We start from the raw sequence: 14,886 nt of genomic DNA, 5'->3' as shown, positions 1-14,886 counted from the left end.
GCAGCCTGTACGAGAACAAGCTGCTTCTTCATCTATTGAACATATTCAAATACACCATGTGACGTCACGAGAAAGTTGCCTTCAATTTCAAGGTCACGTCCAAAAGCTCTGTAATCAATATAATTCCGTAAGTTAACAGGGACTTCTCCAAGTACGCCTGTTTCTTCTATCAAGTATCTCGCAACATCTTCCATATCTTCACAATCAGAATAACAAATGATGTCATCCTGATGTTCCAGTAATTCTTCCAAACTTTCAAACCAATAGCCTTGCACTTCTGATAGTGCATCATATAAAGGAGAGCCTTCGATTTCTTGAACCATTGCACATAACCGATTGATTTCAGAAATCGTCGTATATTCATCCACCTCAAAGGGCAACTCGAAATCATGAATTGCATATTCTTCATATTCGTCATTTAAACCAATACGTTCTTTCACATCTTCCATATCAATGGGTGGGGTAAACCAAGCACCAACCAATTCACCCTCATTATATTTTCCGAGGTTAGCTATATAGACCTGCATTTCCATTGGTTATCACATCCTTTTTATTAAAAATAACCATAAAAAAGCAGCAGCTTATTATCTGCTGATACACAAATGAGGCTTGTTAATCCCTACCGCACTACCGTTTGGTCCACCATTTTTTTGCAGAACATAAGAAGACCACTTATCTTCCACAATAAAACGGTATAATTTAAGCCCCTATGATTCGATTAAATAGGTTTAACAACACATCTTTCACTCCGGCCGCATTAAAGACTAATCCAACCGCAACCAAAGCAATAATTAAAAAGCCTATCAATTTGGAAAACTCTCGTTTAAAGCCTAAATAAATGCCAATCACGACAATTGCCATTAATACTAACGATTGTGCATTACTTAGAAACCAGTTGTATAAATTCTGCCCAAAATTCATCTGGATTTTCTCCCTTCATAAGTTAATCATTCGTTACCTTTAATTGTTGATACCAAGGTACTTGGTTCATGTGCATTCCTCCAAACTAAAAAAAAGATGTCAACTAAATCGTAAAAGTTGACATCTTATTAATATGCTCCAAACCATTGTGCCATCAGGTGTTATTGGCTTTTGGAACAGTTTCTTATTGTTTTTCTACCCCCCTGTTAGAAATGGGGGGTTAAGGCGTGGCTGTCGCCACGCAGGCTTAGCCCAGCACGTCGGCTTTCGCTTCGCACGCCGCCGCACTGGGCAGCCTTTATGACACTAACTTTCCAATTTCTTTTAGAAAATCATGTCCTTTGGGGACAAGAGGTGTGTAAAATTCAGAAATGACACCATCACCTTTATCCACGTAACCACGACCTTTAATCTGTTTTAAGAAAAAATGTTTTTGTACGTCCGACCCAAACATCATTCCATATCCGAGCTCACTCATACGTCCTAAAGCAACCCGAAAATTAAATTGATCTCGAATGCCGTCCCCAAGGTATTTTGCGTCTGGTCGCTGACAGGCGAGGATAAGAAAGAAGCCAGCTTGTCGTCCTAACATAACAATCTGTTTTAGCTTAGTTAACACCGCTGTATTTTCCTTAGAAGCAAGTATTTCCATAAAAGCTACGTACTCGTCAAAAATTAAAAAGTGAGGAGATAGGCCTAAATAAGCATAGTTTTCTCCTGTTTTATAACCCTTCATCTGTTTCATTTCTTCACTACGAACCATCGTAGCTTCATAAAATTGGTCAATACATGCCATCATGTCTTCCTTTTTATAATAGATATCTGGCATAACAGTGGCTAAATCCGCTAAATCTGCATTTTTCGGATCTAAGATATACAATTTTGCGTCTGTTTTGAGTAGGGCTTCAATCAAAGTTAAAATAAAGTACGTTTTCCCACCGCCTGTTCCACCGGCGATTAACATATGCGGCAATTTATCATATTCCCAATAGAGTGATTTCATCAGTTTTAAGCTGCCATTTTGTGCAATGACTTCCTCAATCGGAATACGGTTCACACTCATATCATAAAAAAGGATATACTCCACATAGGAATCGTGTAACTCTTTTGAAACTAATTCACAATACAGCCCACTTTCCAGTTTGTTTTCAAGATTCAACAACTGATCTTGATATTTCCCAAGTGTAATTTCCACTTGAATATGAAGTAATCCTTTTTCAAATCGGTAATATATCTTTGGAAAATGGCTGATTTTTTCCTTAGTCTTATTGGATGGAATGTCCTTAAAGAAACCCTCTTGTGTAACTTGTTTCGTTTCGTACCAGCCATTTTCCAGAATCATTTTTGCGAGCTTTTGACGATGAATGACTTGCTTTATCTTGTCATACCGATAGCGATAATAGAGATACGCACATCCAGCGGTTAAGGCAAGACTGATTAACAAGGTCACCCATCCATATGTGCTAAAAAAGTGTATTTGAAACACATCCAATTGCCACGTGGTAGAGAGTAAAAATGACAGATGAAAAGGGATAAAGGAAACGAGCCATACACCAGTCAATCCAAAGAATATAAATTGAACGACGAGGGAAGCATCTTTTTCTTTAATGCGTTTCCCTCGTCTCTTAAAAGTTTTCATTATTTTTCCTTATCAGGGGTAGATTTTGAAACATTACTAGTCGATGTTGCCGCTTTTCCCTTTAAGACTAAATCATCTGCTTTAATGTACCAATCAACATCTGCGCCACGGAATGTTGCATTTGCGACGGTATCTGCGACAGGGTTAATGAGTTCCACTTCTGCATTGTAATCAAATTCTTTCAAGGGAATGGAAGCAGGAATACTCACTTGAATCATGCGACCTTGTTCACGAGACTTTAAATCATACGTGCGTTCCTTGACTTCTGTTGATACCGTGCCATCTTCATTTTGAAGAAATACCTCACGACGTAATGCCGAAAATTTTAATAAACCAAACGTTTTTTCCTTATCAATGACAATACCTTGTGCTAATCTCATCTCTTTTTCCTCCTTATGCTTTGACCATGTCAACTGCATGTAAAATGTATTTTGTAAAACCTCGATCACCAATTTTATAGCCTTCTGCGGTAATTCTTGCATTGACTAATTTTACTTTTTCTTCATGTTCAAAGAACTTTTCTCCTGCTTCTTGTGGGAGAACTACTTCAATATCATCTGCACGTTGAATATCGGAATACAAATTATAACTCCTGGATAGCGTGGTCATACGTCCATTAATTCGGCGTTGTTCGACTTTGCCTTCTCCTGCGTATTCTAAATTTCCAAAAGTTTTTTCCATATTTGGAATGACATATTTTAATTCCATCATATAAACCTCTTTTCTTTTTTTAAGTTTTGGTTATTTATTCATATGGAAAGCAAGGACAGAAGGGAGGGGAACGAGAAAAATACATCTTCATTTGTCAATCACTCCTATGCTGCTTGTAGTCGATAATCCACACGCCCATAAATCACACACCAAAATACAACCATTGTTTCTCCATTTTTATCCCGTATCAATTTCCCATAAGGAAAAAAAGGAAAGTCTTCAATCTCAATTTCATTCATAACAAAATGGTCATCGATCCATTCCATGACCTTTTCTTCGTATATATCTTGTTCATTCAAAGACATCATGCAACTTTCCCCTTTCTATGAATCCATAAAAAAAGCACGTCAGATGAGAATAATCCAACATGCTCAAAAATTGATTTACTATAAACTTTCCGCAATACCAGCCATGATATATTCCGCACATGGCAAGGCAATCGCATTTCCAATCGCTTTATATCGTGCATAATCGCTAATCGTTTCATCTTTGTGTCCTAAAGCAGTCCAACCCTCTGGTAATCCCATCAAACGTTCACATTCTAATGGGGTAAGCTGACGAATAAATCCTTCTTTTTCTTCCCCTTCATACCAGAATGAAAAATAATTTACGGAACCTGCAAGCAAAGTTGGAAAAGGGTCATCGGTCCGTCCAAAACTTCCAATGAATCCTGTTTTGTTTTTGTCTATTGCGGCACTTCGCATGCGTCTTTCTTGAAAGGGGCGGACGATGGGTATTTTCCCCCTTGCTTTTTGAGTAGATATTCCACTTGTAATGGTGGAGGACAGCCTGCCCTTTCCGCAAGACGTAGGAAACGATTGCAAATCGCGGGCTTTAAATAGTATTTCTCTGGCACTTGTTCCTCTAAAATCTGCCACGAGGAAGATACGTCTTCTTCTTTGAGCGAGCGTGGGGATTCCTCAATATCGGGCATCCAAGAGTCGCCAACACACACCAACATCCTTCCCTCGGACCATTCCAGCGTTTGCCCATTCTCCAGAAGTAGGCATTGGAATATCGGTTTTTGTGAACGACTCCAGCACGGCTTTAAAATCCAGCCGGTTATTTGATGAAAAAGCTCCCATGACGTTTTCCCAAACAGTGATAACTGGATATGCTCCATTCGTTGCACACCTCATTTCTTCAATAATTCGGATTGCATGATAAAATAAACTAGATTGACTTCCTGCAAGACCTTCTCTTTTTCCGATATTTGATAAATTTTGACAAGGCGAAAAAGTAATGACATGAACAGGCGGTATTTCTCCACCATCTATTTTTGTAATATCTTCCAGATGGAGCATATGAGGGAAGTGTCGTTTTGTAATAGATACAGGTGCTTTCTCTATCTCACTTGCCCATGTTGGACTAATGCCATAGCGGGAAGCAGAGAGGGGGAAGACACCTATTCCATCAAAAAGGCTTCCTATTGTTAAATTTGTGTTATAATCCATTTTAATCATGTCATCTTTCAAATATTTCACCTCCAATTTAAAAACAAAAAACGCCATCTGTCGGTAAGTAAATACCGTCCAAATGGCGTTGCAAGTAAAAATTAATTACTATTCGTATATGGGGAGTATATCTGTTTCGATATTATTTTTACATACAATTGCAACACTATATCGTGCTCTCGTTACAGCTACATAAAATTTACACTTAATATCAAAATTATCAAACTTTTTATCATTAAATAACCAGTCTGATATCTTTTGAGTTGGATATATTAATACTCTATCACGTGTTGTACCTTTGGATTCTCCAAAATTCATAACTTCATAATTTGAGTTTACTATTTTAGTTCGAGAATATCTTAATTGTGTTGGAGAATATTCTTTTAAATAACGTTCAATATCTTTTTCTCTCACAAGAAAAACCCCATCATGTCCCGTAATTTCATTATGGAGTGAATCACAGGATGGATATTCTGGGAATAGACTGTTGGCAAAATCACAGATAGTCTGGCTATTACGCCAACTGTCTCTAAGAGTTTCTGTATCGATATTAAAATCTATAGATCTACATTCATTTAATATAAAATCTTGTATTTTCCCATCAGAATATTTTTTATATTTGTCGGGAAAATGAGTGTGATATGTTACTTGTCTAGGGTCACCAGCAATTTTAATAATTGAATCAGATTGAAACAAAAGTTTTATTATCTCTAAATCGTATCCTGCCATATCTTGTACTTCATCTATAAAGATATATTTAAATAACTTAGCAATCCGTTCAATTACATAGCCATTATTTTTGTCATTACAACGAACAACAAATTTTGAGAGCTTATCAGAATATATTTGGAAATCATTTGAAAAATAATGTTTCTCAACTTCTGCCTCTTTGTAGTACACTGGGAATTTTCCATTTCTATATCTTAATCCCGATTTTTTATTCATCAATAACAAACCGTTTATATTTTTATTTGTTAACTTTCCTTGATATGGTTTTGCGCCATGCTCTATTAAAAATGAAAACCATGTTCTAATAGTAACGTTATGTGGAATAACACCATTATTTAACTCAAAAAATTTCTTTTTTATTTCTTTTTTATTTTCTTCAGTAAAAGTAGTAATTAGGACACTTTCTTTAAGCTTTATAGCTTCTTGTACGAAAAGAGTTGTTTTTCCAGCACCAGCCGCAGCAACTAAAAGATTATTTTTCATCACAATGCCCTCATAATAAATTCTGGATAATTAATCTTATCTTGAGATGAAAATATTTTTAATGCACACTCAGTCTTATTTGATTTCATGTACTTAAGTAGAGAGTCCTCAGTTTCATATTTAGTATCGAATATGGCATTCAACTTTTCTAAACTGTTTGCACGTAATAAGGCTGGTTCTAAAGTATTATAATTAAAAGGTATATTATCTTTTCCTATAGTTAGTGATCCAGTGTGTATTTTTTCTTCGTAGCAAATCTCGATATTTGATTTTTTGTTTTTTCCCAAGTAATTATTATATTTCCGTTTTAAGGACTCTAAGTCTCCATCATTGTCTGTAACAACTTTTACAGGTATCTCTAAACACTCAGCAATTTCTAAGAACCTTAGGAAAGATGTTCCTACGGAAATGATTTCTACTTCATCTTCAATAGGTAATTTATCATTGTTGTTGTCCCTATATGCCCTTTGAAGTACTAATTCGTCAGAATCTCCCTCAACTAGAATTGCTTTCTTGCATAATATTAACCGCAAAGTGTCATATCCTGATACTTTTTCAAAAAAATCTTTGGATCTTAAATGATCAAATTTAACAGTTTTTTGTTTATTTAATAATATTAAATTATCTAAACCTAATTTATTAGAAACAAAACTGCTATGAGTAGATAGTATAATCTGCTTATCATGATAATTGTTTTTGATGTTATTTAGCAGTTGGTTAAGTCGTGTGTGGCTAATATGACATTCTGGTTCTTCAATTAGGATTATAGATGAAGCTTCTGCCCTTTTGTTTGACAAAGCTAAATCAGCTTTTATAATAGATTGCTCTCCTTTACCGATAAAATCAAAGGGGATTTTGTCGAGTTGCGTTATTAAACTACCGTCCCAAGTTGAACTTGAACCTAAATCAACTGTCAATTCAATTTCTTTATTGCTTAATTTTGAAATATTAGTTATTTTTGAGTTAATGTCAGCAATCGATTGGTCTTTTGAAAAAGTTTCTTTTACCTTTCTATAGGCTTGTGCAACTTTAGTTTTTTCATCAGTATCTAAAATGTTTTGAACAATTCTAGATATATAAATATCCGATCCATTTCGAAACTTGCTAAAACCTACATCAATAAATGATGATTTAATTGGAATGCTTCTAGAAGTCAATGCTTTTCTAGCGAAAGAGTACCATTCCACATCATAGTATTCAATTGGAAGACTTTCTATATTTCCCGATTTAATTAATGATTCATATTCTTCATTATATTTTTCATCTAAGGCAATTTTTAACGCGATTCCACTTGTTTTTCCTAGGGTCTTTTTTTCGGAAAACTTATCACCTTCCAAAATAGGGAGAACTTCATCTAAATATAATTCAATTAAAAAATAAGGTGGTTCAGATGCCTCTCCATTGTTAACATTCTCTATATATTCTTTCACAACATCATAGTTAAATAAATATTGAGTTAGGTTTCCTTTGACTAACTTCCCCCTAAATATACCGCTAAGAGCCAGATGTATTGCCTCTAAAATGGTAGATTTTCCAGCTTCATTATTTCCAACTAAAATATTTATTCCCTTTTTAAAATCTAAAGTGAAAGAACCCTTGATACATTTAAAATTCTCGATTTTTACACTTCTGATCATTGTCTCTCTCCTATATTATATTCTATAAATTTATTATCAGGTACTTTTTGAGAAAAGACAATCTAATGCACTTTAAATTAGAATCTATTCAAATTTCCCAATGAAAAAAGACGCTTCAATATGAAACGTCTCTTGTTTTAGATATCAAATATTTTAGTGATAACCTTAAGAAGTGGTTTGCATTTATTGCATTAAAATTGCATTATTTTAATTTTTTATATCAATTTATATGGATTGATACTTCTTTAAAACCCTTTATAATCAATGATATTGCTCTATACTTGGTACAGTGAAAGTAGAATGGGAGTAAGAATAGTGCACTAAACGCGAACGTTCCATCGTGTTTTGTTAAAAATGTTCGGAAATAGTTGACTTAATCAAAACTGAATAGTAAAATAGTATCAGAAGTTAATCAAATATCTTTGCGTATAATTTAGGGGATATGGCCCAGAGTTTCTACCAGACCGCCGTAAATGGTCTGACTACGCAGATTAGTAATAGATCACAGCTGGTAGTTTTCTAGTTTACAAGAAAGCTATTATCTATTTACTTTTCTTGCATGGTTTTATGGTAGGCGTGCTTAGAGCCCTTAAAGGGTTTTAGGCACGTTTTTTGATTGCATTTATTTCTTTTTATTAATGGGAGGAAAAGTAATGAAGAAGTATTTTGAGTTTGAGAAGTTAGGCACTAATTTTCGTACTGAATTTATGGGAGGTTTAACTACCTTCTTAGCTATGGCTTATATCTTATTTGTAAATCCTGATATTCTAAGTGCAGCTGGAATGGATAAAGGAGCGGTATTTACAGCGACTGCAATTGCAGCTGCTGTAGGTACATTATTCATGGGGCTTATCGCTAAATATCCAATTGCACTTGCACCAGGTATGGGATTAAATGCATTTTTTGCATTTTCAGTGGTTATAGGAATGGGAATACCATGGGAAACAGCTTTAGCTGGCGTATTAGCTTCTGGGCTTATTTTTGTTCTACTAACATTAACTGGACTTCGTGAAAAAGTGATTAATTCAATTCCTGCAGAATTGAAAAAAGCAGTCGGTGCTGGTATAGGATTATTTATTGCATTTGTTGGTCTACAGAGTGCTGAAATAGTCGTGGGAAATCCGGACACTGTAGTCGGCATTGGTGATTTAACATCCTCTACCGTATTACTTGCCATTTTTGGTCTTGTTGTTTCTGTAATCTTAATGGCATTAGGTATAAAAGCCGGAATTTTTTATGGAATGATTATTACTGCTATTGTTAGTTTAATATTCGGTCTTTCGGAATTTAACGGTATCGTAGGGAACATTCCAAGTTTAGCCCCTACATTTGGGCAAGCTTTCGAACACTTTGGTGACATATTTACATTGGAAATGCTCGTAGTTATTTTAACATTCTTGTTTGTAGACTTCTTTGATACTGCAGGTACATTAGTAGCTGTTGCATCTCAAGCTGGCTTGGTGAAGGATAACAAATTACCACGTGCAGGTAAAGCGTTATTTGCTGATTCTGCGGCAACAGTAGTTGGTGCAGCAGTAGGTACTTCAACAACTACATCATTCGTAGAATCGACAGCAGGTGTTGGTGTAGGTGCGCGTTCTGGTTTTGCATCCGTCATTACAGCGGGATTCTTTTTGCTTGCTCTATTCTTCTCACCTCTACTTAGTGTAGTAACTTCTGCAGTAACTGCACCTGCATTAATTATTGTGGGAGTATTGATGACGACAGCATTAAAAGATATTGATTGGAATGACTTTGCAATTGCAGTTCCGGCATTTTTGACTGTCTTAATGATGCCATTAACTTATAGTATTGCTACAGGAATAGCAATTGGATTTATCTTTTACCCAATAACAATGCTTGTATCGGGTAGGGGAAAAGAGATTCACCCCGTCATGTATGGATTATTTGTTATCTTCATTGCGTACTTTATTTTCTTATAAGTTTAAAAGCGAGGCCATATGAAGATGGCCTCGCTTCTTTAATAGTTAAAGAACTGTGAGTAAGTTACACTTATCCCAAAGTATTAATAACTAGTAGCTTTCACTTTAGAAAACATGACATGATATATGAACATTGCACCTGTACCAACCAATGATACACAACCTAAGATGGTATATAGTGTTCCACCACCAAAATGATCCATAATGGCACCGCCTGATAGCGATCCGATAATACCACTGATACCAAAGAATACAGCATAGTAAACAAGATGACCAGTCGATTGAAGATGCTTCGGAATTAGACGAGTCACATAATCTAATGCTGCTAAATAAAATACCCCGAAAGTAATTCCGTGTAAGAATTGTAGTCCTATAACATACATGGGATCGTCAAGTGCCCCATAAACAAACCAACGAATGCTATATAATACCCCAGCAATTAAGACGAAGACTAGCGTTTTTAGCTTGCGGAACCAAAGGCCAGCTAAAGCAAATACCAAAGCCTCACTTGCAACACCTACAAACCACCCTAGTCCAACTAGTGCTTCACTTCCACCTAATTCCGAAATATATAATCCTATATAACTATCATTGGTACGATGTCCGACCGATAGAAAGATAATAGCTAATAAAAAGAATAAAAAGCCTTTGTTCTTAATTAAGATGCCAACATCTTTGAGCTTAACTGGATCTGTTTCCACCTTGACATCCTTCAAACGAGTAACCACCAGAAGAGCAATAAAACCAAAGAATAAGTACGGCCAAATCATATACTGTACACCGTACCGTGACAATATCTCGCCAATAATTAAGGAGGATAAGGCAAAACCAATCGATCCCCATGTCCGTATGGTTCCAAATGAAACTCCAAGCTCGTCCGCCCTTCTTTGAGCTAGGCTATCCCCTAATCCACCAATGGGTGTGGTGAAGAAATAAAATACTGCTCCCATAAACATGATAGATATTAGGCTGTTCATTTGAAAAAAGACCGTACTAAAGATTAATAGACCCGTAATACAGATGAGTAATATTCGTTTAACCGTTTTGTATTTATCACTTAAATATCCCCAAAATGGTTGTGCAAAAATGGATGCAAGAGGTCCGATTGCCAGTACCCAACCGATTTCCGTTCCGTTTAGCCCTTTATATGCTAAGTAAAGTGGTAAGAAGCTTAATATAATGGTATTTGTTGCATGAAAACTAAATAATAGCATTTTTAATGGTACTAGCGATTCCTGTTTTGCCAAGTTGTCATCCCCTTCAATTATCTGTTTCAGTAGGTAATTATACTACTTTCATGTAAATTGTGGAATAGTGTCGGAACCAATCTGACAACGGAAAAAAAGCACCCTCTTTAGAAGGTGCATCGATAAATGTGTTATTTCCAATTATCTTCAATAAACTCGTCGCGGCCAGATTTGGCACGATCTTCTTTGTACTCTTTTTCGCTTTTTTTATAGAAATCTTGGTGATAGTCTTCTGCAGGATAAAACGTAACGGCTGGTAGAATTTCTGTTACGATAGGCTTGGTGAATCTGCCACTTTCTCCTAAAGCTTTCTTAGAAGTTTCTGCTTGTTCTAGTTGTTCTGGATTATGATAGAAAATAGCTGTACGATATTGATCACCACGATCATGGAATTGTCCGCCGGCATCTGTCGGATCAATTTGTCTCCAGTAAACTTCAAGAATCTCAGAATAAGAAATAATGCTTGGATCAAAGGTGATTTCAACCGCCTCGTAATGTCCAGTAGTGCCAGTTTTTACTTCTTCATATGTAGGATTTTCTACATGTCCACCTGTGTATCCAGATACAACGGAATGCACACCATCCCACTGATCAAACGGTTTCACCATACACCAGAAACAGCCACCTGCGAATGTTGCTTTTTGTAGTGTTGTCATTAATGTTTTCCCCCGTATCGTACTGTGGTATAACCACATGATTTCACTAAACATAGAATATATATTTATAAAACTATACCATATTTTATGATGACCATCATAGGAAGAGATTCCTTGAAAGGAAATTTGTGATAAAATGTATAGAAGATTAAGATTATAATGGTAATTTAATGAGTGTAGAAAGGAGGGGGAATGTGAGAAATATTCCGATCGTACAAAGTCAATATGCTCCACCACCAATACGGGAACGATTTATACGCCGTGGTCAATTAAATCGAAAGCTATCGGCTATTTCCAAACACACCCTAACACTCCTTCATGCTGGGGCAGGCTATGGGAAAAGTACAGCACTAGCCTTATATCTACACGATACAAACATAAAGGCCTGTTGGTATTCTATCTCCGCTACAGATGATGATATTCTCCCTTTCTTTACGAAAATCGTAGAATCAGTAAGAATGCACTATCCAAGTTTCGGAGAAAGCATTCATCAGAAATATCAAGATTTAGGACATTATGTGGATGGAGAGCAAATCTATTCCCTTGCCTCGGCTTTTATTAACGAATTAATGGATTTAAAAGAAGAAATAACGATTATATTAGATGACTATCATCATGTAAATGGTTCTTATGAGATTGAAAAGTGGACACTATTTTTACTAGAACATGCACCTGCCAATGTCCATATCGTTTTATCAAGTCGAAACAAACCGAAGTGGGCTATTTTACCAAAACTAAAGGTAAGAGGAGATTTAATTGAAATCAGTCAAGAAGACTTATTATTATCGGCTAATGAAATGTATTTTGTTTTAGAAGACGTCCTAAAAATAGAGTTAAATGATGAGAAGGTAGAAAAGATTTATGAGCTTACAGAAGGATGGGCAATAGCGTTTAATATGCTGATGCAACAAATTGTCGATGAATCATCTATCGAAGAAATCTTTTCTAATCGTCAAACCTCGATGGAAGACCTGTTTGAATATCTAGCGTCAGAGGTTCTTAGTAAGCAATCCTTAATTATTCAACAGTTTTTATTACAATCGAGTGTCATGGATGTCTTAATACCAAAGGCTTGTGATCATGTATTACAAATTAATGGATCCGAGAATATTTTACATGGCTTATTAGAGCAGAATTTATTCATTGCAGAGGGCGAGGAAACTTACTTCCGTTATCATGCACTATTTAAGGCTTTTTTAGAAAATCGTTTATTAAAAAACTATCCTTCTGAATATAAGAGTTTACATAAAAAAGCAGCGCAGTACTATGAGCGGCATGAGGATATAGAGAGTGCACTGTACCATTATAAAAAGATAGCACAATATCCAAAGATGGCGTCTCTACTACAGGATTATGGCTTAACAATGCTTCAATCTGGTAGATTGCAAAGCTTATACGACCTCATCACAACCATACCAGATGAGTTCAAGCAAATATATCCTGTACTCTATTTTTATCAAGGGGAAATTGAACGATATCGTTCGCAATATGATAAAGCGGAAAAGAATTTTGACCGTATTATCAGTCTTATCCCTGGATATGATCAGGAAAATTATAATTTAATTGGTCTTGCCTTTGAAGGAAAAGCAAAAATCTATTTGGATACGATACAACCTGATCAAGCTGAGCGCTTTGTTAAACAGGCTATCTATATGCGGGAAAAAGCAAATGCACCAAAAGAGGAAATGGCACAGCTTTATCAGTTGTTAGCAGAAAACTTGCTAAACTTGGGGCAAGCAAAGAAGGCTGAAGCTTGGTTTGACAGGGCTAATTCTTTAAATATCCCGATAGATGATGGAAATTTAGAAGCTAGAATACTATTACGAACCGGTAGACTAGCGAAAGCACAAGAGGTATTACTGAGGAGAAAAGAAACTTCTAGCACAACCAATACGAAGCATTTACCTCAGTCTCATCGTGAAACTGATTTGCTTCTATCCATCATCGAAGCTTTTATGGGCAATGCGGAAGAAAGTAAAAAGCTCGCTTCCGATGGGATTCAGCTTGGCTTAACAACACAATCCCCCTTCGTAGAGGCTTGTGGCTGGATGCGAATGGGTCATGCGGTACAATTATTAGAAAGATATGATTCTAAGCTAGCCGAGCAATGCTATGAAACTTCACTGGATATGATGGAAACAATCAATATATCCAGGGGGAAAGCAGAGCCATATATGGGTTTATCCATTTTGCTTGGTAAAAACCTAGAATATGAAAGAGCGGTGGAAGCGGCCAATAGGGGACTAGTGGAAACGGAAAAGGTAAAAGATAAATGGCTAAGTGCCCTAATAAAGCTAGGGCTATTAATGACAGAGGTCTATAATCATCATTATGATCGGGCCAAGGTAATATTGGATGATGTTCGAGAGGATTTTGTCAGCTGTGGTGACCGTTATGGCATCATGGTAACCAATTTTTGGAAGGCATACCTTGCTCATAAGGAAGAGAATGATCCTGTATTCCTGGAAGAAATGACTCAATTTATCGATGCTATTCATACGGATAGTTATGAATTCTTTTTAAAGAAACAGACTGTATTTGGACCAATGGATTTGCAAAATATTGCCCCACTACTGTTTAAAGCCAAACGCCTTGGCATTAAACCTCAGCTTGTTTCGAGATATATGAATGAGCTCCAATTAGATGTAGATAGTAGTAATCACCCAGGATATACACTAACAATTGAAGCATTAGGCTATTTGCGTGTTGGGCTAGGTTCAAAATATTTAGAGGAACGGGATTGGCAAAGGGGAAAGGCAAAAGAACTCTTTGAACTATTTGTTACTAATCGAAATAAGCTGTTATCCAAAGAAGAGATTCTTGCTAGCTTATGGCCGGAACAAGATCTGGAAGCATCGAACAAGAACTTTAAAGTAACTTTTAACGCTTTGCTAAGAGCATTAGAGCCAAATCGAAAAGCTCGTGAAGAATCCTATTTTATTCTTCGAAAAGGAAGTTATTATGGTCTGAACCCAGATTCTGGCTATGTGCTAGACATAGACAACTTTGAAAGTTGGACTTCGAAGGCAATAGAGGAAAAAGAAGATAAGCAAGCAAAGGAGCTACTGGAAAAGGTTATCAAACTGTATCGAGGTAGTTATTTAGAGGATTTACGGTTTGCATCCTGGTGCCAGTCGGAAAGAGAAAGATTGGAATTACTGTTCCTAAGAGGAGCTGAAAAGCTTGCTCAAATTAATGTGCGATTACAGGATTATCATGCATGTATCCAGCTATGTGAACGAATTATTGCGATTAATCACACATGGGAAGAAGCGTATAGACTATTAATGTTTAGCTATTATCAATTAAACAATCGTCCGCAGGCTATCAGGTGGTACGAGAAGTGCTGTGAAGTGTTAGAAGAGGAATTAGGTGTTGAACCTATGACCCCGACAAGAGAAATGTATCATGTCATTATCGAGTCAGAAGAAGTTGATCGGTATTTATACTAGGCTAATGGTAAAAG

14 protein-coding genes and 1 riboswitch are annotated in these 14,886 nt (G+C 36.2%); of the genes, 2 read left to right on the top strand and 12 right to left on the bottom strand.

Annotated elements, in window-relative coordinates; genetic code table 11:
* Window positions 1–32 precede the first annotated feature (32 nt).
* The 10 genes from G5W_RS0113680 to G5W_RS0113640 form a co-directional block, all read right to left on the bottom strand.
* Window positions 33–533 carry an antirestriction protein ArdA gene (locus tag G5W_RS0113680; protein ID WP_010097510.1) on the bottom strand — a complete coding sequence of 167 codons (501 nt, stop codon included), beginning with the start codon at window positions 531–533 and terminating at the stop codon, window positions 33–35.
* 166 nt (window positions 534–699) lie between these two features.
* A complete protein-coding gene (locus G5W_RS0113675) occupies window positions 700–921 on the bottom strand; it encodes a hypothetical protein (protein ID WP_010097509.1) in 222 nt (73 codons plus the stop codon).
* Window positions 922–1,219: 298 nt separating this feature from the next.
* On the bottom strand, window positions 1,220–2,560 hold the full coding sequence (locus tag G5W_RS0113670; protein WP_010097507.1) for an FtsK/SpoIIIE domain-containing protein: 1,341 nt from the start codon (window positions 2,558–2,560) through the stop codon (window positions 1,220–1,222).
* On the bottom strand, window positions 2,560–2,940 hold the full coding sequence (locus tag G5W_RS0113665; protein WP_010097505.1) for a YdcP family protein: 381 nt from the start codon (window positions 2,938–2,940) through the stop codon (window positions 2,560–2,562). Before G5W_RS0113665 ends, G5W_RS0113670 begins: the two co-directional genes overlap by 1 nt.
* 13 nt (window positions 2,941–2,953) lie before the next feature.
* On the bottom strand, window positions 2,954–3,268 hold the full coding sequence (locus G5W_RS0113660) for a YdcP family protein (protein WP_010097504.1): 315 nt from the start codon (window positions 3,266–3,268) through the stop codon (window positions 2,954–2,956).
* A gap of 107 nt (window positions 3,269–3,375) precedes the next feature.
* Complete coding sequence (locus G5W_RS0113655; protein WP_010097503.1) at window positions 3,376–3,579, bottom strand: hypothetical protein; 204 nt, start codon at window positions 3,577–3,579, stop codon at window positions 3,376–3,378.
* A gap of 78 nt (window positions 3,580–3,657) precedes the next feature.
* Entirely contained in the window at window positions 3,658–4,149 is a 492-nt protein-coding gene (locus G5W_RS24330; RefSeq protein WP_237706222.1) for a DNA cytosine methyltransferase, read from the bottom strand.
* A gap of 42 nt (window positions 4,150–4,191) precedes the next feature.
* Entirely contained in the window at window positions 4,192–4,746 is a 555-nt protein-coding gene (locus G5W_RS24325; RefSeq protein WP_237706221.1) for a DNA cytosine methyltransferase, read from the bottom strand.
* An 87-nt stretch (window positions 4,747–4,833) separates the two neighbouring features.
* Window positions 4,834–5,937: a UvrD-helicase domain-containing protein gene (locus G5W_RS0113645; protein WP_010097501.1), complete on the bottom strand. Its 1,104-nt coding sequence runs from the start codon at window positions 5,935–5,937 to the stop codon at window positions 4,834–4,836.
* Window positions 5,937–7,574 (bottom strand): ATP-dependent nuclease, encoded by a 1,638-nt coding sequence (locus G5W_RS0113640; protein WP_010097500.1) that lies wholly within the window; start codon window positions 7,572–7,574, stop codon window positions 5,937–5,939. Before G5W_RS0113640 ends, G5W_RS0113645 begins: the two co-directional genes overlap by 1 nt.
* A 404-nt stretch (window positions 7,575–7,978) precedes the next feature.
* A riboswitch (purine riboswitch) is annotated at window positions 7,979–8,079 on the top strand.
* Between the two features lie 148 nt (window positions 8,080–8,227).
* Here G5W_RS0113640 and G5W_RS0113635 point away from each other — a divergent pair.
* The gene (locus tag G5W_RS0113635; protein ID WP_010097498.1) at window positions 8,228–9,517 is read left to right on the top strand and encodes an NCS2 family permease; all 1,290 of its coding nucleotides are present in this window, start codon (window positions 8,228–8,230) and stop codon (window positions 9,515–9,517) included.
* 83 nt (window positions 9,518–9,600) lie between these two features.
* Here the strand turns inward: G5W_RS0113635 and G5W_RS0113630 are convergent, their stop codons facing one another.
* Both G5W_RS0113630 and msrA read right to left on the bottom strand, forming a co-directional pair.
* Entirely contained in the window at window positions 9,601–10,764 is a 1,164-nt protein-coding gene (locus tag G5W_RS0113630; protein ID WP_010097496.1) for an MFS transporter, read from the bottom strand.
* 131 nt (window positions 10,765–10,895) lie between these two features.
* Window positions 10,896–11,420, bottom strand: coding sequence for a peptide-methionine (S)-S-oxide reductase MsrA (gene msrA, locus G5W_RS0113625; protein ID WP_010097495.1), 525 nt, complete (start codon window positions 11,418–11,420; stop codon window positions 10,896–10,898).
* Window positions 11,421–11,614: 194 nt separating this feature from the next.
* On the opposite strand from msrA, the gene G5W_RS0113620 reads away from it, so the two are divergent.
* Entirely contained in the window at window positions 11,615–14,872 is a 3,258-nt protein-coding gene (locus tag G5W_RS0113620) for an AfsR/SARP family transcriptional regulator (protein ID WP_010097494.1), read from the top strand.
* Window positions 14,873–14,886 lie beyond the last annotated feature (14 nt).

Origin of the sequence: Ornithinibacillus scapharcae TW25, from assembly GCF_000190475.1 — a bacterium.
In the GTDB taxonomy this organism is placed as follows: domain Bacteria; phylum Bacillota; class Bacilli; order Bacillales; family Amphibacillaceae; genus Ornithinibacillus; species Ornithinibacillus scapharcae.
This window is presented reverse-complemented; position numbering and strand designations above follow the sequence as displayed.